The 19,291-nt window shown below is 40.5% G+C and carries 21 protein-coding genes and 3 pseudogenes; 10 read left to right on the plus strand and 14 right to left on the minus strand.

Features of this window, described 5'->3' with window-relative positions; translation table 11 throughout:
- The coding region (locus CUU64_RS22320; protein WP_219621857.1) for a hypothetical protein at positions 1 to 273 on the plus strand (273 nt) is incomplete at its 5' end.
- Between the two features lie 66 nt (positions 274 to 339).
- Here the strand turns inward: CUU64_RS22320 and CUU64_RS03495 are convergent.
- The gene (locus CUU64_RS03495; protein WP_101631904.1) at positions 340 to 576 is read right to left on the minus strand and encodes a hypothetical protein; all 237 of its coding nucleotides are present in this window, start codon (positions 574 to 576) and stop codon (positions 340 to 342) included.
- A gap of 141 nt (positions 577 to 717) precedes the next feature.
- Here CUU64_RS03495 and pdaB point away from each other — a divergent pair, with 141 nt between their 5' ends.
- Positions 718 to 1,470, plus strand: a complete 753-nt coding sequence (gene pdaB, locus CUU64_RS03500) for a polysaccharide deacetylase family sporulation protein PdaB (protein WP_101631905.1) — start codon at positions 718 to 720, stop codon at positions 1,468 to 1,470.
- A gap of 54 nt (positions 1,471 to 1,524) precedes the next feature.
- On the opposite strand, the gene CUU64_RS03505 is transcribed toward pdaB, so the two are convergent.
- A complete protein-coding gene (locus CUU64_RS03505) occupies positions 1,525 to 2,190 on the minus strand; it encodes a KinB-signaling pathway activation protein (RefSeq protein WP_101631906.1) in 666 nt (221 codons plus the stop codon).
- Positions 2,191 to 2,328: 138 nt separating this feature from the next.
- On the opposite strand from CUU64_RS03505, the gene gerD reads away from it, so the two are divergent.
- Positions 2,329 to 2,898: a spore germination lipoprotein GerD gene (gerD, locus tag CUU64_RS03510; protein WP_101631907.1), complete on the plus strand. Its 570-nt coding sequence runs from the start codon at positions 2,329 to 2,331 to the stop codon at positions 2,896 to 2,898.
- An 80-nt stretch (positions 2,899 to 2,978) separates the two neighbouring features.
- On the opposite strand, the gene CUU64_RS03515 is transcribed toward gerD, so the two are convergent.
- The 3 genes from CUU64_RS03515 to CUU64_RS03525 all read right to left on the minus strand — a co-directional run bounded on the left by CUU64_RS03515 (position 2,979) and on the right by CUU64_RS03525 (position 5,420).
- Entirely contained in the window at positions 2,979 to 4,034 is a 1,056-nt protein-coding gene (locus tag CUU64_RS03515) for an Mrp/NBP35 family ATP-binding protein (RefSeq protein ID WP_101631908.1), read from the minus strand.
- Between the two features lie 143 nt (positions 4,035 to 4,177).
- Positions 4,178 to 4,888 (minus strand): N-acetylmuramoyl-L-alanine amidase CwlD, encoded by a 711-nt coding sequence (gene cwlD / locus CUU64_RS03520; protein ID WP_101631909.1) that lies wholly within the window; start codon positions 4,886 to 4,888, stop codon positions 4,178 to 4,180.
- An 88-nt stretch (positions 4,889 to 4,976) separates the two neighbouring features.
- Positions 4,977 to 5,420, minus strand: coding sequence for a DUF2521 family protein (locus CUU64_RS03525; RefSeq protein WP_101631910.1), 444 nt, complete (start codon positions 5,418 to 5,420; stop codon positions 4,977 to 4,979).
- 401 nt (positions 5,421 to 5,821) lie between these two features.
- On the opposite strand from CUU64_RS03525, the gene CUU64_RS03535 reads away from it, so the two are divergent.
- Complete coding sequence (locus tag CUU64_RS03535; protein WP_180954454.1) at positions 5,822 to 6,154, plus strand: hypothetical protein; 333 nt, start codon at positions 5,822 to 5,824, stop codon at positions 6,152 to 6,154.
- A gap of 912 nt (positions 6,155 to 7,066) precedes the next feature.
- Here the strand turns inward: CUU64_RS03535 and CUU64_RS03540 are convergent.
- A complete protein-coding gene (locus CUU64_RS03540) occupies positions 7,067 to 7,810 on the minus strand; it encodes a hypothetical protein (protein WP_101631912.1) in 744 nt (247 codons plus the stop codon).
- 282 nt (positions 7,811 to 8,092) lie between these two features.
- On the opposite strand from CUU64_RS03540, the gene CUU64_RS03545 reads away from it, so the two are divergent.
- From CUU64_RS03545 to CUU64_RS03555, 3 genes are all read left to right on the plus strand, one after another.
- The gene (locus CUU64_RS03545; RefSeq protein ID WP_101631913.1) at positions 8,093 to 8,584 is read left to right on the plus strand and encodes a hypothetical protein; all 492 of its coding nucleotides are present in this window, start codon (positions 8,093 to 8,095) and stop codon (positions 8,582 to 8,584) included.
- Positions 8,585 to 8,648: 64 nt separating this feature from the next.
- Positions 8,649 to 10,793: a hypothetical protein gene (locus tag CUU64_RS03550; protein ID WP_101631914.1), complete on the plus strand. Its 2,145-nt coding sequence runs from the start codon at positions 8,649 to 8,651 to the stop codon at positions 10,791 to 10,793.
- 114 nt (positions 10,794 to 10,907) lie between these two features.
- Positions 10,908 to 11,582 carry a DUF2642 domain-containing protein gene (locus tag CUU64_RS03555; protein WP_101631915.1) on the plus strand — a complete coding sequence of 225 codons (675 nt, stop codon included), beginning with the start codon at positions 10,908 to 10,910 and terminating at the stop codon, positions 11,580 to 11,582.
- A 78-nt stretch (positions 11,583 to 11,660) separates the two neighbouring features.
- Here the strand turns inward: CUU64_RS03555 and CUU64_RS03560 are convergent, their stop codons facing one another.
- Positions 11,661 to 12,995 (minus strand): arsenic transporter, encoded by a 1,335-nt coding sequence (locus CUU64_RS03560; protein WP_257985414.1) that lies wholly within the window; start codon positions 12,993 to 12,995, stop codon positions 11,661 to 11,663.
- A 441-nt stretch (positions 12,996 to 13,436) separates the two neighbouring features.
- Here CUU64_RS03560 and CUU64_RS03565 point away from each other — a divergent pair.
- The 3 pseudogenes from CUU64_RS03565 to CUU64_RS03575 form a co-directional block, all read left to right on the plus strand.
- Positions 13,437 to 13,654 (plus strand): annotated as a pseudogene (locus CUU64_RS03565) (saccharopine dehydrogenase C-terminal domain-containing protein); the annotation flags it as partial.
- 7 nt (positions 13,655 to 13,661) lie between these two features.
- Positions 13,662 to 13,808 (plus strand): annotated as a pseudogene (locus CUU64_RS03570) (carboxynorspermidine decarboxylase); the annotation flags it as partial.
- 162 nt (positions 13,809 to 13,970) lie between these two features.
- Positions 13,971 to 14,066, plus strand: a pseudogene (locus CUU64_RS03575) (tyrosine-type recombinase/integrase); the annotation flags it as partial.
- 95 nt (positions 14,067 to 14,161) lie between these two features.
- Here CUU64_RS03575 and rpsI read toward each other — a convergent pair.
- The 7 genes from rpsI to rplQ form a co-directional block, all read right to left on the minus strand.
- Complete coding sequence (gene rpsI, locus CUU64_RS03580) at positions 14,162 to 14,554, minus strand: 30S ribosomal protein S9 (protein ID WP_101631916.1); 393 nt, start codon at positions 14,552 to 14,554, stop codon at positions 14,162 to 14,164.
- A 20-nt stretch (positions 14,555 to 14,574) separates the two neighbouring features.
- The gene (gene rplM, locus CUU64_RS03585; RefSeq protein ID WP_180954455.1) at positions 14,575 to 15,009 is read right to left on the minus strand and encodes a 50S ribosomal protein L13; all 435 of its coding nucleotides are present in this window, start codon (positions 15,007 to 15,009) and stop codon (positions 14,575 to 14,577) included.
- 162 nt (positions 15,010 to 15,171) lie between these two features.
- Positions 15,172 to 15,918 (minus strand): tRNA pseudouridine(38-40) synthase TruA, encoded by a 747-nt coding sequence (gene truA / locus CUU64_RS03590; RefSeq protein WP_101631917.1) that lies wholly within the window; start codon positions 15,916 to 15,918, stop codon positions 15,172 to 15,174.
- 12 nt (positions 15,919 to 15,930) lie between these two features.
- A complete protein-coding gene (locus CUU64_RS03595; RefSeq protein WP_101631918.1) occupies positions 15,931 to 16,728 on the minus strand; it encodes an energy-coupling factor transporter transmembrane component T family protein in 798 nt (265 codons plus the stop codon).
- Entirely contained in the window at positions 16,728 to 17,594 is an 867-nt protein-coding gene (locus CUU64_RS03600) for an energy-coupling factor ABC transporter ATP-binding protein (protein ID WP_101631919.1), read from the minus strand. The genes CUU64_RS03595 and CUU64_RS03600 overlap by 1 nt, the downstream gene beginning before the upstream one ends.
- The gene (locus tag CUU64_RS03605) at positions 17,570 to 18,409 is read right to left on the minus strand and encodes an energy-coupling factor ABC transporter ATP-binding protein (protein ID WP_101631920.1); all 840 of its coding nucleotides are present in this window, start codon (positions 18,407 to 18,409) and stop codon (positions 17,570 to 17,572) included. Before CUU64_RS03605 ends, CUU64_RS03600 begins: the two co-directional genes overlap by 25 nt.
- Positions 18,410 to 18,913: 504 nt before the next feature.
- Positions 18,914 to 19,276, minus strand: a complete 363-nt coding sequence (gene rplQ / locus CUU64_RS03610; protein ID WP_101631921.1) for a 50S ribosomal protein L17 — start codon at positions 19,274 to 19,276, stop codon at positions 18,914 to 18,916.
- Positions 19,277 to 19,291 lie beyond the last annotated feature (15 nt).

Here is a 19,291-nt window from a genome sequence, read left to right on the forward strand (position 1 = left end):
GGCACGCCGCCAGCGTTCGTCCTGAGCCAGGATCAAACTCTCCGAAGAAATGTTTGCATAGCTCATTTGCTTTTAAAGTGTTTGCTCACTATTAAAAAAACGTTGGCGCTTTGTTTTGTTCAGTTTTCAAAGAGCAATTTCGTTGTTTCTGCTTTTCTCAGAAGCGACTTCGTTATAATAACAAATATTCACCGCTCTGTCAAGAATAATATTGAAGAAGATTTTACTAGTTTTTCAAAATCTATCTTGTTCACAGCAACTTTATTAATATAACAGCGATTAGAATGATCGTCAATAGTTTTTCGACAGATTATTTACATTTTACATTGTTTATGGGTGTTATATCTGGTCACGTTTATTTAAGTGGCATTTCGGTCTCATATAGATCATGCAATCCTTCGCTGACGCTACTCTCTTAAACAAATTGAAAAGAATCTTATATCTTTCCTCCATTGCTCTTTTAACAATGTGATCTATGCGCTCATCATTCAGGTCGAATAGAATTTCATCCAGCTCCCTTTTTACGATGTATTCTATTTCTTGCTTTTCTTTATCAGTAATTACAAACCCGAGCATCTTTTTTCCACCTTTAATTATTTTTCATTTATGGTGTCCAATAAGAACCGTTTTAATTTATGACCTTATTAATTTTGCGCATAAAGGTTTCCGTTTCTCCATAGATATGGAGATAAGAGTTGTGGACGAGGTGATTAAGAAATGAATTTTTACATGATATTAAGTGCACGCAAAATCAAACAGTATGGTCTTATCATATTCACAGCATTATTCACCGCTTGGTTCCTTTTTGTTCAAAATATTTTGCATGCTCCCGTATTTTCAACACCGGACGGACCAAAGGCTGTGTATAAGGGGGAAAACCATATTGCTCTTACCTTTAATATTGGATGGGGTGATGAGCGCGCAAGGCCTATATTGGAAACCTTGAAGCAGGAAAAAGTTAAGTCAGCAACATTCTTTCTGTCGGGAGCATGGGCAGAAAGACACCCTGACATTGTATCCGACATTGTTAAGGAAGGCTATGAAATCGGATTACTTGGGTATGCTTATAAAGACTATACGAATATGAAAGACGATGAAATTTCAAAAGATATATCAAAGGCACGGACCGTGTTTAAAAAATTAAATGTCAAAAACATTGAGCTTTTACGTGCACCAACTGGACATTTTGACAAGAGGCTTCTTAAAATCAGTGAACGTTTCGGTTATACAGTGGTCCACTGGAGTGTAGATTCAAAAGATTGGACAAATCCAGGTATCGATAAAATTATCGAAAATGTGAACCAAGCCGACAAAGGGGATATTATTTTATTGCATGCCTCCGATTCGGCGAAACAGACACAAAAAGCCCTGCCACAGATGCTTTCAGAACTCCGCTCAAAAAATCTAGAGTTTATGTCCGTTTCAGAAATGATTTCAAATTCCAGGACTAAAAGCAAAGAAATTAAATAACTTCATCAAACAAAATGGGACCCCGCCATATCCAGTCAGGGTCCCATTTTTTATTTATGTCATTTGTTTATGTCTATTCAAACTGGTTTGTTTTTTCTTCGCCTTTTTGCTTTCCAACTCCTGTTGTGATTTTGAAATCAATTTATTAAGTATCAGCAGCTGGTATGCATTGCATGCGAGCAGAGGAAATAACATAAACAACATCCAGCTTTCATTATTAACGCGCAAGACAGGAACCCATTCCACCGTGGTCACCACTACCATAAAAAATAAAGCCGGAATAAAAGCCTGTTTATTTGTTTGTTTTGTCTTAAAAAAGGCCGTAATTAACCCTATTACCAATAAAAATATAGCAAGCGCAAGGTATGAGCCCAGTCCTTGACCAGTGCCGAATGATATAAAACGGAGATATACAAGGTCAAACAGTACAAAAACAATCACCACAAGCTGAACCGCATTCCATAAAGAAGGGCCATGAAAGATTCCAAGGCCAAAACGGTGAATCGTTAAATATGCGAAAAAACCAGCCTGGCTGATGACGCTAAAAATCAGCCCTACCCCAAACATCCATATAAAGGTGGACACAATTTCTCCAATATCAAAAGAGGTAAATAAATGAGCGAACTCATCCCAACGGGCGGCAAATCCGACAATACCCGCAGTAATCCCACCGACTGCCAACGTTGATAGAAATAATCGAACTATATTACGGCTATTCATGATTTTCCCCCATAGCGTTCTTTTTACACCTTTGATTGTACCAATGCACCCTTGAAAAATCTACATCTTCTGAAACCGAATAATAATAACACATATAGTCATATTAGAATTATGATATTCATGAAAGGGGCTCATATAATGAGATCCAGATCTATATTATTTGTGTTCTCTATTTTGTGTCTTTTAATAACAGGATGCGCCCAACAAGGACAGGCGCAAGAAAATGCAGACTATAATGCAACGAAAAGAATGGTTGTCGATATATTAAAGACAGATGATGGAAAGAAAGCCATCCAGGAGGTTATGTCTGAAGACGGCATAAAAAAACAATTTATCCTGGATCAACAAGTAGTATCTGATACTATTGAGGAAACAATGACATCCGAGAAAGGAAAACAGTTTTGGCAAGACGCGTTCAGTGACCCAAAATTCGCTGCAGCATATGCTAAAAGCATGAGAAATGAACACGAACAACTGATAAAGGATTTAACAAAGGATCCGGAATATCGAGGCATGATCATGGAGATTATGAGGGACCCAGCTGTTCAAAGAGAATTTGACGCTGTGTTCAAAAGCAAAGAAATGAGGCAGCTCTCCAAAACCACTCTCATTGAGACGATGGATAGCCCGGCTGTAAAAGAAAAAATTGCGGATATCCTGTTAAAAGCAGCTGCAGCCATGCCGGAAAAAGGAAGCCAGGGCAAATAGCAGGTGGTTCTTCACGAGATTTTTTAGACAAAATTCGCCCGAAAAAGGCTGAACCAATGCTGGTTCAGCCTGTATGGATTTTAATCCTGGAGGATATCGATTACCTTGTTTGCAATTCCCATGTAAATTTTCCCTAATTTGTGATCCTCAGCATAAATGGAAGGAGAGAAATCATCATCGTTCCAATCTGGCTGTTGCAAAGGAAGTTGCCCTAATACCTGGGTACGCAGCTCTTCGGCAAGTTTTTCACCGCCGCCATGGCCAAATACATACTCCTTTTCACCTGTCAATTCGCTTTCGAAATACGACATATTTTCAATAACACCAATTACTTCGTGCTCAGTTTTAATTGCCATCGCACCAGCCCGGGCTGCAACGAAAGCTGCTGTTGGATGCGGAGTCGTAACGATAATCTCCTTGCAAGACGGAAGCATTGTATGAACATCCAAAGCCACGTCACCAGTTCCCGGAGGAAGGTCGAGCAATAAATAGTCCAACTCTCCCCACTCAACCTCATTAAAGAAGCTGTTGAGCATTTTTCCAAGCATTGGCCCTCTCCAAATGATAGGGGCATTATCTTCTACAAAAAAGCCCATACTCATAACTTTTACGCCTAGCCGTTCAACAGGTATAATTCTGTCACCACGTACTGTCGGGCGCTTGGAAATTCCCATCATATCCGGGACACTGAAACCATAAATATCGGCATCCACTAGACCAACTTTTTTACCAAGACGTGCAAGAGCAGTGGCAAGGTTAACAGAAATAGTCGACTTTCCAACTCCGCCTTTCCCACTGGCAATCGCAATGAATTTTGTCTTACTTGTTGGTGATAACAACCCAGGGTTTTCCTCCTGCATACTCGCACGGAACTTAGCTAATTCCTCTTCAGGCAAATCTGAAAAACGGATTCCTACTGAATCTGCTCCCCCATTTTTCAAGATCTCGACTATTTTGGTTTGGAGCTGCAACTGTTCACCTGTCCCTGTTTTCGCAATCGCAATTTTAACGCTTACATGTTTCTTTTCAGGCTTTATCTTAACTTCTAGGATTCCATTTGTTTCCGCTAAACTTTTATGAAGAAAAGGGTCCTCAAGATCCTTTAGCAAGTTCAGTACTTTTTCTTCTGTTAACACACCGGGCACCTACCTTTTTTATTCTTGTTTTCCACCCATTAGTATAACACACAATAACATGATTGCTTAACAAGCCAGCTTGAAAACCCTTTATTTTATGTATGAAAGAAGCCGGACAATCGTCCGGCTTACGTTTCTTTTATTCAATCAGGTATCTTTTTCTCTGTAAGGTATCGTAATACCCCTTTGTAAACGGACGCCGCAATCTTTTCCTGATAGGATTCCTTAATCAAGTTCGATCTATCTTCAGAATTGGAAAGAAACCCAATTTCAACGAGGGCACCCGGCTTTTGAGCGTTTCTCATTAAATAAACGTTATCAATTTGCTTTGCCTCACGGTTTGTATTTTCCAGATTTCTTTTTATTTCAGCCTGAATGAATTTCGCGACTTGTTGATTTTCCTCATACCGCCTTGTATAAAAGGTCTGCGCACCCTTCCACCTGTTAGAAGGAATTGCATTTAGATGAATACTGAGGAATAAATCCGCTTCGGATTCGTTAATCATTTTGACCCGGTTCCGCAAATCTTCCCGTTTCCTGTTGCGGACACCTTTTGTACTCTCGTCAGCCAGGTCTCCATCATCTTCTCTCGTCATGATCACAAGAGCACCCTGTTCCTGTAGAAAATCCCTAATTTTCTTTGTAACTTTTAATGCTATCTCTTTTTCGAGCACCGACTCCACGTTTGCCCCCCCATCAGGACCGCCATGTCCAGCATCAAGAATAATAATTTTTCCTGATAGAGGCAGGTTCCATGGTTTCCACGAATCATCATCTACAAACTTTACTGTAACAATTAAAAATAACACAATAAACCCAATCGCAAAGCCTGTATATTTTAATTTCCGCCGCATATTTTGTCCCCTTTTCACCCGTCCTATATTAAAAAATATGGGACAAGGCATGAAAATAGAACACCCGGCGGTTTTGATATTGTTGCTATTAGTGAAGCCTCATTTTCCGGCGCCTGTCTCCTTTTTCAAAACCGTCTTTCCACCACGCGCCCACATAACCTTCACATCTGTAATAAAGGCTTTCATTATAAATATCATTATCGCCGGCTTTTCCCCAATAGAGGAGAAAATTAAACAGCGTATCAGTCAGATGTTTTTCTTCCTTGCTGGAACGGTCTCTTGCCATGTCCATGGATTCTCCATAGGAAGCGAACTTACTGTAATTGGCTCCAAGTAGAAAGGCCTCGATTGCAACATCGTAACACGCTTCCTCAAGCACCTGACTAAGGGACACCCCTATGATCCTGTCTGAACCGAAGCACTCCTTAACCCGGCCCTTTAATGTCTCGATGGAAAGTTCCCGTAAAATTTTTCGGTCATATTTGACTTGCTTTGCCTTCTGCTTCTCTCTCAGCGTTGTGATTACATTCATGTTATGCACCTCAAAAATCCAATAGTTCCTCCCCGCTATCCCGTTATTAGCTACGGGACTTATCATTAGTTTTTGCCCCGTAAAACGTGCAATGCTCCCTTTTTTAACTTTGAACATGGCAATTATTTATAAGGGAGTGGAAGCAAGATTTGGAGACATTAAAGTTAATGAGGCCAAGTCCCGCGTAAAGAACTGGTATAATGGACCAGCACAGCGTGACCACACTACTTTATCAAACGTCACTCGTCCGAAAAATTATAAGGCTGCCGCTTGTGGAGGAAATTTTAAGGAAGATTAGTGAATAGAAGATGAATAAAACTGAATATATAATGCCCACGCCATTCCCATTTCCTAAGCATATGAAATACCGAGGACATTAAAGAAAAAGGAGGAAGAGCACCATGTACCCTTATCGTGGCCCAGAGGCATATGACACTAGGTTTGCAGGTTTTGGTTGGCCTTTCGTGGGCGGTTTATTAGGCGGTTTATTAGGTGGCGCATTGGTTTCACGCCGATTCTTTGGGTATCCAGGCTTCGGTTACCCTGGATTTGGCTACCCTGGTATTGGTTACCCTGGTGCTGGTTATCCGGGTGTTGGTTTCCCCGGTGCTGGTTATCCCGGTATTGGTTTCCCGGGTGTTGGTTATCCGGGTGTCAGTTACTCGAGTGGTGGTTACTCAACTGTTGGTTACTCGAGTGGTGGTTACGCTGGAGTTAATTACCCATTCATTTAGCAAAAATTGAGTACGGGAACGGCAGGATCCTTCACTGGTTGAGGCTTAGAGTTGTAGTTTCCTTAGTAGGGATGGAACGGGACGCCGATTCGACAACGTTGTCGCATTCAACTCAGGGGGAAACTTTCTCATAACAGATTAAGTAAGATGTATTCGAGGTGCTCCAAATAGCTTTAACGCTACTCATGAAGATCAATTCTACTCAAACTAACGCAAATACCGTCCAATCAATAGCCCTTAGTAGCTCAGTTAGTTGTTGGGCTTACTTTTTTCTTACATTCTCTTTTCTTAGGACAGAACATCTTACCAGATTTCTTTCCGATAATCTCTATACCAATAGGGAAACAAACAAGACATCTGAGGCCATTTTGATAGAAAAGTGATAATGAACTTCTATATATAGGAGTAATACCAACTAAAAGGAAAACTAAAGAAGCCTGTTCTTGTTGGCTTCTTTAGTTATTATTTAAAAATGAAGAAAATGCATTCTCTTTGTTTCATGGTTAAAATGTGGTCAAACATTTACCACGCTTATAACTTATAGGATGAAGAAAAACGAGATTACTCAATACCTAGAAAAGCAGTAAGATTAAACTGCACCCCAAATTGTTAGACACAACTAACAATTGAGGCTGAGATACATCCTGATTCTATAAATTGCTGTAATTCAGTTGTTCCAACAATAAGTACACTCCCGTATTCCGTATCAACAGAAAACATTTCGCTCGCGAGACATAAAAGAAAATGCAATCCCCTTATACTCGATTCACACACTTTACCAGAAAACAAGCCTCGCTCTGGTGTTCCTTCAAGACTCTAACCCACATGAGATGGAAACGGACAGCATCCAAAATAGGATACCGCCGTTTTTTTTACGATTGAACATAATACTTAGAATTTCTAGGGGAATATCTATTTTTTCCCTGGCCCCTTTTTGCCACCTGATCCAGGTCCCTTCTTCCCACCCGGTCCAGGTCCCTTCTTCCCACCCGGTCCTTTTTTTTCGCCAGAAACATTGCCATCGGATTTTCCCTTGCCCTTGGAGGACTCTTTGCCTTCCGATTTTTCTTTGCCCTCGGAGGACTCTTTGCCTTCCGACTTTTCTTTGCCCTCGGAGGACTCTTTGCCTTCCGATTTTTCTTTCCCCTCGGAGGACTCTTTGCTTTCCAATTTTTCTTTCCCCTCGGAGGCCTCTTTGCCTTCCAATTTTTCTTTCCCCTCGGAGGCCTCTTTGCCTTCCGCTTTTTCTTTGCCCTCGGAGGCCTCTTTGCCTTCCGATTTTTCTTTCCCCTCGGAGGACTCTTTGCCTTCCGATTTTTCTTTGCCCTCGGAGGCCTCTTTGCCTTCCAATTTTTCTTTCCCCTCGGAGGACTCTTTGCCTTCCGATTTTTCTTTGCCCTCGGAGGCCTCTTTGCCTTCCGATTTTTCTTTGCCCTCGGAGGACTCTTTGCCTTCCGATTTTTCTTTGCCCTTGGAGGACTCTTTGCCTTCCGATTTTTCCTTGCCCTTGGAAGACTCTTTACCTTCCGATTTTTCCTTGCCCTTGGAAGACTCTTTGCCTTCCGGTTTTTCCTTGCCCTTGGAAGACCCTTTGCCTTTCAATTTTTCTTTCTCCTTCGAGGCCTCTTTACCTTCGGCTTCGTGTTTTTCAGCCATAAACGGTCATCCTTTCTGAATATGTCCTTACAATTGCATGGTATGTTTATAGTCGTTCAGTTGATTGGACAAATATCATTTTCAGAAAAAATATACATAAGATCTGTCCAAATTTATAGTTCTACGGGAGAGTCCTAAAACAAAAGCTAAAAATTATGTTTATCTTCCCCCCAATCTTAGTCTATTTTTAACAATTCAGAAAACGGGCTGTCGCATCAGGTACTTTGTCACAACAAGACACATATAGATACAAGGAAAATATTCAAGGAGGTTAAAGTAACTATGAATATGGAAATGATGAAGTCTCTGCTTGGAAAAACCCTGAGAGTGGATAGGGGTGGACATGAATCAAGGGTTGGCAAACTTTTAGCCATAGGAGAAGACCACCTTACACTTCTTACCAAAGAAGATGGAATCATATATTACAAAGCACACCATATAAAGAGCGTAACAGAAAATTCCAAAAATCAAATGCCGCTTGATTTGGAGATTCCGGAAAATTTTGAACTGACACAAACTGCAAATTTTAAGGAAGCACTTAATTCGCTAAAATACCAGTGGGTAAAAATTAACCGTGGAGGAAAAGAGTCACTCGAAGGTGTGCTGGATGATATCAATGATGATTTTGTCACAGTCGTGAAAAATGAAGAGGTAATCAGGATAGCAACGTTCCATATCCGTAATATCAGCTATGGTGAAATGATTGGAAAGCCAACGAAGGAAGAAGCCAAATCGAAAGAGGAAGAGAAAGAGACACAGGAAGAGAAAGAATAGTTTATGTATTTGGTCGCTTCTGTCACCCAGAAGCGACATAAACTATTTACGGAGGGTACCCTGAATGAGAGATGAAAAGTTCCCAACTATCATAAGTCATTTTAAAGGACAAAAGATTGGCTTGTTTATAAATAATGGCCAGTTTGTGGAAGGTATTTTAGTTGATGCTAAAATTGACCATTTGGTCGTCAATCTTAATTCCGTTGTTCATTATTTCGCGCTTAATCAAATTCAGGCTTTATCAAAAAATGCAAGATACTTCAAACCGAAGGCAGAGGATATTCCACACCAAAACAAAACTCTATTTACAGACGTCTTAACCGGTCTCAGGTATCACTGGGTCACCATCAACAGCTTAGACAATCAGATGTTTACCGGCCTGTTGAGTAAAATAACAGGAGATCACGTTATGTTGATAAAGGATGGGGAACAGCTTTATATCCAAAGGTCTTTTATTTCCAATATTATTGATGGAATCTACGAGCCTAAGAAGGAGCAATCTCACTCAAAAACTACTGAACAGCCGCATGATTCTTTAGAAAAAAGTCATGATCTGCAGGAGCAACCAGACAGACTCGAGGACAACGAGGTCTCCCTACAAGAAACCAGGGACAATCACCGTATCGCAGAATTCGAAAAAAATGAAGCTTCCAGCAACTTCGAAACTACAGATTTTCCATTGCAAGACGAACAGCCGCATAATTCTTTAGAAGAAAGTCATGATGTGCAGGAGCAACCAGACAGACTCGAGGACAACGAGGTCTCCCTACAAGAAACCAGGGACAATCACCGTATTGCAGAATTCGAAAAAAATGAAGCTTCCAGCAACTTCGAAACTACAGATTTTCCATTGCAAGACGAACAGCCGCATAATTCTTTAGAAGAAAGTCATGATGTGCAGGAGCAACCAGGCAGACTCGAGGACAACGAGGTCTCCCTACAAGAAACCAGGGATAATCACCGTATTGCAAAATTCGAAAAAAATGACGCTGAAGCTTCCAACAAATTCGAAACTACAGATCTTCCGTTGCTAAACGAACAGCCGCATGATTCTTTAGAAGAAAGTCATGATCTGCAGGAGCAACCAGACAGACTCGAGGACAACGAGGTCTCCCTACAAGAAACCAGGGACAATCACCGTATCGCAGAATTCGAAAAAAATGAAGCTTCCAGCAACTTCGAAACTACAGATTTTCCATTGCAAGACGAACAGCCGCATAATTCTTTAGAAGAAAGTCATGATGTGCAGGAGCAACCAGACAGACTCGAGGACAACGAGGTCTCCCTACAAGAAACCAGGGATAATCATTATATTGTAAAAATCGAAAAAGAGAAAAAAAAGGATTTCCACAAGTCATGGACTTCAGACTTTACGTTTCAAGATGAACAGCAGCAAAATTCCTTGGAGGAAAACATAAACCTAGAGGAGTATTCATTCCTTTCAGAGGACAGCGGAGTTACCCAATCAACAACTAGTCAGGATTACCCTCTAGAAGATTTGGACTACGAAAAAACACATGCCCTGCAATCCGTGGATGCAAATCCCCCGCTTAAAACTGAAGGAATTAATGATTATCCAGATCAAAATTTAAACAGTCACGAGGAATCTAGTTTTAAAGGCTTAAAAAGTAATATCGAACAAAGCATTGGTTGGGTTACACTTGATAATGACTGCTTACACAGACATACAGGCGATTCTTCTCCTGTTGAAAAAAACTGCACTGATACCTTTACCAATCAGAATCCCCCCTTTAAAAATGAGTGTACCACGTCTAAGTCAGCAATGAATATACAGCAGGATTCCGAACATAAAGACAGTGAACCCTCTTGTATGCATATAGAAGAAACTAAACCCTCGAATGAACCATTCCAAGAAATAGATTCAGCAGAGAAACATTTCATTTCAGACAATAGGTACATTGAAACATTTGACCAACGTACTGGTTATTACCGAAGACAAAGGAAAACCAGTCAACCTAAAATGAAAAGTGAAGTGGAGCGGTTCTTTCGAGAAAAAGATTATCCTTCGTTAGTGACAAGTATAACCAATAGACAAGTTGAATGTGCGAGAAGTCAGGTTTATCATCATGAACAGAAAATAGATACAAAAGAACAAAAACTGTTGATGGAAAAGCAATTTTTTGCACTTATGAAGCATGCTGAAAAAATGTACCATCAATTGAAAAATGAACGACTGCAGGGTCTTTAGGCAGAATGCTTCTATAAAATGCACTCCTACGTGGATAGAATGTACCGGGTTGTTACGCTGTGATGATTTCTAGATGCATGAAACTTTTGCAATTCTAATGAAGGAGGGAATGTAGTGTATCAATTCAAAAACTTAGTTGGAGAAGAGGTAAAAGTCGAAATTTCAGGGCAAACCACCTTTTCGGGCTTACTTATCGACATAGGGCTGGATATTCTAGTCCTTTATAACGGCAAGAATTATCTTTTTATACCATTTATGCATATGCATAACCTTAAAAAGTGGAATAAGTCTGATGATCGAGCCCCAACGGAAAAACCGGATGAGTCCTGGTCTTATGAGGATGAAAAGGAATCGATATCTTATAGAAAGATTTTAAAAAATGCCAAAGGGCAGTTTATGGAGATTTTCGTTACCGGGAACAAGTCTATTCATGGTTATATCACAAACGTTTTAAACGATTATATCTGTTTTTATTCTCCTGTTTATAAAACAATATTCATATCTATGCAGCATGTAAAATGGCTGACCCCTTATAATTCTGATATCACTCCCTATACTTTAAGCAAAACATTGTTGCCTGTTATACCAGCAAGCGTCCCCCTTGCCCGGACTTTTGAAGAGCAAATAAAAAAATATGAAGGACAACTGCTGGTTTTCGATACGGGTGATCACCCGGACAAAGTTGGCTTGTTGTTAAATATCTCAAACAACGTGGTAGAACTTGTTAATGCTACCGGTCATCCAGTGTACTGGAAGCTGTCACACTTAAAATCTGTTCACCTTCCCTGATAATAAAATCCTTGCAAATGAAATACAATAGCGATCATTCTCCAAACCAACATTAAAGGGAGATGTACATCCGATAAATTAATAGAAGAATAAGTATATCCATAAATATAATATTGTCAGAGAAAATACAACAGTGGCTGGAATCGCCAATCCTGTTACCTTCAAGTATTCTCCCCAAGAAATTTTTATCTTGTTCTTTTTCAAAAGATGGAACCAAATCAATGTGGCCAGCGTCCCTGTTGGAAGCAAAAGAGACCCAATATCACTCCCGATGATACTGGCTAGATAAATCGTTTTTAAGATGATTGGATCTAGCCCCAATTGAGTAATGGTTAATGTACCTATCATTAAAGCGGGATGATTATTAAATATATTTGACATCAACGAAATAATAGTTCCCATAATCATGGTTGCATAAAACAAATTGTCCTGGATGATAGGTTCAGTTAATATTACAACTAGGTCTGTCATCCCTATATTGTGTAACCCATACACAATTATATACATGGTATAGGCAAATATAAAAATGTACCATGGGGTTTTCTTTAACATATCTAAGGGATTTAGTTTCAAATAAAACCAGCGCCAGCCTAATAATAAAAAGGCACTTAGCATAGCTACCAAATATTCAGGAATGTGGAAATATGAAGCAACAAAAATTAATATCCTGACAACAAAGACAAATGTCAAAACTATGACCATCAATTTCGATTGTCTTTTTGTTTCATTTTCGTTAAGTGCAGACTTCAGCGGTTGCATAATAGATAACTGAGCATGATCCCTGTTAGTTGATAAATAAGGTAGCTTCTTGGGGATTTTCTTATGAAAAATGATATATAGGATTGTTGCAAGAAAAATTACACTTATTGTTCCTGGGACAAACATCATAAGTGTATACAAGTAGAGGTCCATTCCAATAATCTTCAAAGATATTAAATTGACAATATTACTTAAACCGATTGGCGTACTGGAGGCTGTTGCAATTAATGCTCCACTAATTAAATACGGAAGCTTTTCCGTGTTTTTTAAGTTGACACTTTTAAGAATCAACAGCAACACAGGGGTTGTAATCAGAATACTTCCATCATTGTTCAAGAAAAGTGTAATCGAAAAGCAGAGCAGGTTAGTTAACCAAAAAAGCCTTATTCCGGATCCTTTTGACATTATTAATAATCTGGTGGCCACCCACCGAAAGAACCCAATACTTTCCAATGTTAGAGCCATTACCATTGTAGCAATAATTGTAATGGAGGCGCCTACCACTTTTGTATTTATGTCCAGAATATCTTCGGGAGACAAACTACCGCTCAAAAAAACCAAGATTGCCCCCAAGGTCGCAGGTATGGCTTCGTTTATTCCCCAAGGCCGCCAAAAGATAAGAATCATGGTAATGATGAAAGCTACTATTGTTATAATCGCTGTGAAACTTATCACGTAACAGAGACCTCCTTTTGAGACATCCAACTCACGCTATATTCCACCCTCTCGATATTCAATTTTATATACTTGTACAATATATTTATGAGGCAATGAGAAAAGTGAAATAAAACATTTACCTAAATCCTGAAAAATCAACTACTATCCCTACAGCATATTTGCCATGGTGAGATGGACGCCCATTTAAAAATGGCTCTATAATATTTATTGGGTCTTAACACACTTCGGTAGGCACGAAAAACATGTAAATGCCCAATTCTTTATACTTGGATTGTCGAGCAATAACTCAAATAGATTGGGGTTCCTTGTTTCATGACAAAGGTGGAAGAACCAGCTCTGTTTAATGAGGTCCGTTTTCGCCTGCGATACACCGGCCATAACGGTAAGCAATTAAGTGTGATGAGTTAAAAGCAAAACTCTCAAGCCATCTCCTATACAACAGGCGTTCCTGCCATGATTGGCGCCATGATGATTATTACAGGAAAATGGAACAAACCAGGCGTTTACAATATTGAAGAATTTGACCGCGGTACATTCATTGAAGAGTTAAACAAGTGGGGACTTACATGAGAGAAGACTATAACCCAGTGTTTGTTGATCCTGAGCCTGTGATATTATTAGATTCGAAGGAATGATGGTAATATGCAGTTTGAAGAATTACCAACACCGTGTTATGTAGTCGATGAAGATCTTTTGGAAAAAAATCCGAAAATCTTGAATGGAGTCATGAAACGTACAGGATGCAAGATTCATTTGGCACAAAAAGCAATTTCAAAGTATACGATGTATGTTATCTATCTGTAACGGTCCTGGTGGTTACTATTCCATTATCCAAATATAATCACTACAAGGAAAAGATTATAAAAGTGCTTCATTACCTGATTTGCCAATCAGGTTTTTTTATTTCTCTTGATATCTTGATTAAAAAACACAAGCTGCACCGAACCACCAATTCATGGAATCAGGCATATTCATGCATCTCTCCTGTTTGAAGCTGGTGCTTGTATCAAAGAGGTGCAAGAGCATTTAGGCCATTCGGATATAAGATGACAATGTATGTATAAAATCGTGGTCACAGAGCAAAATTCCGGTATAAAAAAACCCCCAACCAAAATGGTTGAGAGCCTTTGAAGCGCCAGAAATTAACGCTTTGAGAACTGAGGTGCACGACGAGCGCCTTTAAGACCGTATTTTTTACGTTCTTTCATACGAGCGTCACGAGTCAGTAAACCAGCAGATTTTAATGAACCGCGGTATTCTGGGTCAGCTTGTAGCAATGCACGTGCGATACCGTGGCGAATTGCACCCGCTTGACCAGTGTATCCACCGCCGCTTACATTTACAAGTACATCGTAGCTGCCAGTAGTTTCAGTTGCAACCAGTGGCTGCTTTACTACTTCACGCAGTGCTGCAAATGGGATATATTCTTCAACTTCACGTCCGTTAACAATAATGCGGCCTTCGCCTGGTACTAAACGTACACGAGCAACTGAGCTCTTACGGCGGCCAGTACCATAATATTGAACTTGTGCCAAGATAGTAACCTCCTTAATAATTATCCGCGTAATTCGTATACTTCAGGCTGTTGAGCTTGGTGTGGATGCTCGTTTCCTGCATATACGTGTAATTTTTTAAACATTTGACGGCCAAGAGAATTCTTTGGAAGCATACCTTTAATAGCAAGCTCAAGCATTCTCTCAGCGTAGTTTGTGCGCATTTCAAGAGCAGTTCTTGTTTTCAAACCGCCTGGGTGCATGCTGTGACGGTAGTAGATCTTGTCAGTTAGTTTTTTCCCAGTCAATTCGATTTTTGATGCGTTGATTAGAATTACATGGTCACCAGTGTCAACGTTAGGTGTATAAGTTGGTTTGTGTTTTCCGCGTAAGATGGATGCTACTTCGCTTGCAAGACGTCCCAAAGTTTTGCCTTCAGCATCGATAACGTACCACTTACGTTCAACTTCGTTAGCTTTCGCCATAAAAGTACGCATGATTATCCTCCTAAAAATCAATCTTCATATTTATTTTCAATCACAATAAGTCTTCCGGGGCTCATCGTGGGATTAAAATACATACCATATTATATTAAACGCTCCCTAGGCCATTGTCAAGGGGATGTACGCCAGGTTTAGTTGTCATGACAAAAAAATTTTTTATTTATTTTCGTAGAATACTTCCCACAGGTACAACCCTTGTCCCGGGACCGTTTTCCCGGCATAGCTGCGGTCCTTTTTCTTTAGTATTTGGCCCATATCGCTAGGCTTTTTTTTACCGGTCCCGACCTCCAGCAATGTCCCCACAAGAATACGGACCATATTGTATAAAAATCCATTTCCAACAAAGCGGAACGTCAGCATGTCTCCTTCCTTCAGTAGCTCTATTTGCCTAATGGTACGCACTTTATCCTCCACTTCCGTTTTAGCAGAACAAAAGCTTGTAAAATCATGGGTACCCAAGAGAAATGGAATCGCCTCTTCAATGTCAGTGCTATTCAATTCGAAAGGAAAATGGTAGACATAATTTCTACGGAAGGGATCCCGTTTTTTCGAAAGAGAAATGATATATCTATATTCTTTTCCTGATGCGTTGAAGCGGGAGTGAAATTCTTGGGATACTTTTTCCACACTTATCACTGCAATATCATTAGGCAGAAGTGCGTTCATCGCTTTTTCCCAATTAGCAGCCGGAAAAGCATAGGCTGAATCGAAGTGAATCACCTGTCCCTTGGCATGAACTCCAGCATCTGTCCTTCCAGAAGCACTGACCTTTATTTCCTCGCCCTTATGAATTTTACGAAGTGCCTTTTCCATTTCAAGTTGAATGGTACGCTTATCAGGCTGAATTTGGTAACCCGCAAACTGTGTGCCATCATAAGAAATAATACATTTATATCTAAACATGTTTTAACCTCGTTATGAACGGAATAAAAGCAGTAACACTGTTAACACAACCAGTGAACACATTAATAGTGTGTCTAGCGTTTGCCAGCTCAATTGGCGGTATTTCGTCCGACCTTCACTGCCCCTATATCCACGCGCCTCCATAGCAATAGCTAATTCTTCAGCTCTCTTAAATGAGCTTACAAACAAAGGAACCAACAGGGGAACGATTGATTTCACACGTTCCTTTATCGGACCCGATGAAAAATCAACACCCCTTGCTGTCTGAGCTTTCATGATTTTTTCAGTTTCCTCCATTAGGGTTGGAATGAAACGCAAAGAAATTGACATCATTAACGCAAGCTCATGTACTGGCATTTTCCACTTTTTTAGCGGTCCTAAAAGCTGTTCCATTCCATCAGTGATTGCGATAGGAGATGTGGTCAATGTAAGCAGGGAGGTAACCAGGATCAAAAAGGTAAAACGCATGGAAATATAGATTCCTTGCTGCAGTCCACCTTCATAAATTTTTACAAACCCAAGATCGAATAGAAGAGGGCCTTGCTTCGTAAAAAATATATGGAGCAGCAAAGTAAAAACAATCAGCAGAAAAATTGGTTTTAATCCGTTATATAAAAAGCGCACAGGAATTCTGGATATTGCTACCAATATAAAAGTGAAAATTCCTAAGATGGCGTACGTCACTAAATTGTTCGCGAGAAATACCACGCAAACAAAAAAGAAAACGAGCAATAATTTAGAGCGGGGATCCATGCGGTGGATCGGTGAGTCAAGCGGCACATACCGGCCAAAAATCATTTTATCCAGCATTAACGGCTCCCCCGTTCCATAACCCGCTTTATTTCCCCAGCTAAATCTTCAATGCTTAAACATGGATGGTCAAAGCGCATGCCTAATTCTTTTTGAAGCTTTAACTGAAAACGTACGGTTTCAGGTACATCCAGCCCCTTTTCAATCAGTTGTTCCGGCTGTGAAAATATTTCAAAAGGTGTACCTCTTTGATAGATGCTGCCCTCATGCATTATGACGATTTCATCAGCATACCTGGCTGCGTCTTCCATGCTGTGCGTTACTAATATGGTCGTAATCCCCTGATTCTTGTGGAGCAGATAAAACATATCCATAATTTCTTTACGGCCGCGTGGGTCAAGCCCGGCTGTAGGCTCATCAAGCACAATTACTTCTGGTTCCATAGCAAGTACACCGGCAATGGCAACCCTCCGCATTTGCCCGCCAGATAGATCAAAAGGCGATTTCTCCAAAATGTCTTCTGACAATCCCACTAATTTTAAAGCATCCCTTGCTTTCTTCTTTGCTTCTTCTTCCGGTACACCAAAATTCATTGGGCCAAAGCAGATATCCTTTTCCACTGTTTCTTCAAATAATTGATGTTCGGGAAATTGGAAGACTATGCCCACGTTCTTACGGATGGGCCGCAAGTGTTTTTCTTTTCGTCCTGCTTCAATCGTACGTTCGCCGATAATAACATGGCCCTTTGTAGGTTTCACAAGCGCGTTCAAATGCTGCAGCAGCGTTGATTTACCTGAACCAGTATGTCCAATTATGGCTACATACGTTCCCGGGTCGATCGTCAGGTTGATATCATGAAGGGCCAATCGTTCAAACGGTGTATTCACTTGATACCGAAATTCTACATCCTTAAGTTCAATGCGCATAAATCCTTCACCAACTCTTCTTCTGTTAAGTGGCTGCCAGCTAGATCTAGGCCTTCATCACGTAAAGCTTTGCTTAGTTTAACGGAAAAAGGAATATCTAGCCCTAATCCCACTAGTTCATCTTCCAAGTGGAATATGTCATCCGGGGTACCCTTCCGATACAAACGACCCTGATTAAGGACAATGATCCGATCAGCCTTTGCCGCCTCTTCCAGATCGTGCGTAATAGAAATCACCGTCAACACTTTTTCTTCCTTTAATTCACGGACAGTGTCCAATACTTCCTCCCGTCCTCTAGGATCGAGCATTGAGGTGGCTTCATCCAGTATAATGATATCAGGCTGGAGGGCAAGCACACCAGCTATTGCAACACGCTGCTTCTGCCCACCGGATAGATGGTGCGGCTCTTGATTAAGAAATTGATCCATCTTTACCTTGTTTAATGCATCCTGGACACGCTCTATCATCAAGTCTCGCTGAAACCCCAGGTTTTCTAAACCAAAAGCCACATCATCCTGGACTGTTGTTCCGACAAACTGGTTATCAGGATTTTGAAAAACCATACCTATCTTTTTTCGAAAATCCCAGACTGTTTCTTCTGTAAGCTGCATATCACCTATAGATATGGAACCGGAAACGGCAAATTGCAAACCATTTAATAGCTTAGCCAAGGTCGATTTCCCCGACCCATTATGGCCGACGATTGCTAGCCATTCACCTTTGTAAACGTCGAAGCTTATTCCATCTATCGCATTCCGGTCCTGTCCATCATATTTAAAAGTTACGTCTTTTAAAGAAACAAGCGTATCCCCCATGGCTGGCCTCCTCTGCACACGGCTATCTTCTAGCTTACTTTTCTTCTAAAAACCGGATTGAAACATAGGACACTTTTATTTTATATCTAGAAACTATTTTTAGATAAAAAAAAACGCTGCACCCCTTCCACCGAATAGATTCGGTAAATTAAGAGCAGCTAATGATACCTATGTCGTCAACAGGCATCTACTTTTTTCGCTAATCATAGCGGGAAGGGGTACTAGAGCTAGACGAGAAGACGGTGATGAAAACCGTCAGCCATCATTACACTCTGCTTCGCGTATTCTTGAAAGCAATTCTTGCTGTTTTAGTTAAAAGAAAAAGGGCAAAGAACAAGTTAGATGTTCAAACTGTCCTGCCCTCACTTGCGCACGGATGCGCTGGCATCGGCGTTGTCAGGCCTCACAGTAAGTGAGGTCTGTCAGCGTTGTCACAGGGTTTGACGGTCTTAGCTGACCGACAATATGTGACGAAATTAGCCGATGATCCTTAACTCTTTACTATTAAACTAACTCGATTACCACGACTGGTGCAGCGTCACCGCGGCGTGGACCCATTTTCATGATACGTGTGTATCCGCCTTGACGCTCTTCGTAGCGGGCAGCGATATCACTAAATAATTTTTGAACTGCATCTTGTCCTGTTTCAGCATTAGCAACCTCATTACGAATGAATGCAGCTGCTTGACGGCGTGCGTGCAAATCACCGCGTTTGCCAAGAGTGATCATTTTTTCTACAACAGAACGTAATTCCTTCGCACGAGCTTCTGTAGTTTCAATACGCTCATGGATGATTAGATCAGTAGCTAAATCACGAAGCAATGCTTTACGTTGTGCGCTAGTGCGTCCTAACTTTCTGTAACCCATTTAGAGATTCCCTCC

Source organism: Bacillus sp. V5-8f (assembly GCF_002863565.1).
GTDB lineage: Bacteria > Bacillota > Bacilli > Bacillales > DSM-1321 > Peribacillus.

Bases quoted from the DNA above. Each gene is read 5' to 3' on its own strand.
- truA (WP_101631917.1), bottom strand. From the start codon at position 15,918: ATGTTTAGATATAAATGTATTATTTCTTATGATGGCACACAGTTTGCG.
- CUU64_RS03525 (WP_101631910.1), bottom strand. From the start codon at position 5,420: ATGAATGTAATCACAACGCTGAGAGAGAAGCAGAAGGCAAAGCAAGTC.
- rplQ (WP_101631921.1), bottom strand. From the start codon at position 19,276: ATGGGTTACAGAAAGTTAGGACGCACTAGCGCACAACGTAAAGCATTG.
- CUU64_RS03605 (WP_101631920.1), bottom strand. From the start codon at position 18,409: ATGGGGGATACGCTTGTTTCTTTAAAAGACGTAACTTTTAAATATGAT.
- gerD (WP_101631907.1), top strand. From the start codon at position 2,329: ATGAGATCCAGATCTATATTATTTGTGTTCTCTATTTTGTGTCTTTTA.
- pdaB (WP_101631905.1), top strand. From the start codon at position 718: ATGAATTTTTACATGATATTAAGTGCACGCAAAATCAAACAGTATGGT.
- CUU64_RS03595 (WP_101631918.1), bottom strand. From the start codon at position 16,728: ATGCTGGATAAAATGATTTTTGGCCGGTATGTGCCGCTTGACTCACCG.
- CUU64_RS03505 (WP_101631906.1), bottom strand. From the start codon at position 2,190: ATGAATAGCCGTAATATAGTTCGATTATTTCTATCAACGTTGGCAGTC.
- CUU64_RS03540 (WP_101631912.1), bottom strand. From the start codon at position 7,810: ATGGCTGAAAAACACGAAGCCGAAGGTAAAGAGGCCTCGAAGGAGAAA.
- CUU64_RS03535 (WP_180954454.1), top strand. From the start codon at position 5,822: ATGTACCCTTATCGTGGCCCAGAGGCATATGACACTAGGTTTGCAGGT.
- cwlD (WP_101631909.1), bottom strand. From the start codon at position 4,888: ATGCGGCGGAAATTAAAATATACAGGCTTTGCGATTGGGTTTATTGTG.
- CUU64_RS03545 (WP_101631913.1), top strand. From the start codon at position 8,093: ATGAATATGGAAATGATGAAGTCTCTGCTTGGAAAAACCCTGAGAGTG.
- rplM (WP_180954455.1), bottom strand. From the start codon at position 15,009: ATGCGTACTTTTATGGCGAAAGCTAACGAAGTTGAACGTAAGTGGTAC.
- CUU64_RS03495 (WP_101631904.1), bottom strand. From the start codon at position 576: ATGCTCGGGTTTGTAATTACTGATAAAGAAAAGCAAGAAATAGAATAC.
- CUU64_RS03550 (WP_101631914.1), top strand. From the start codon at position 8,649: ATGAGAGATGAAAAGTTCCCAACTATCATAAGTCATTTTAAAGGACAA.
- CUU64_RS03600 (WP_101631919.1), bottom strand. From the start codon at position 17,594: ATGCGCATTGAACTTAAGGATGTAGAATTTCGGTATCAAGTGAATACA.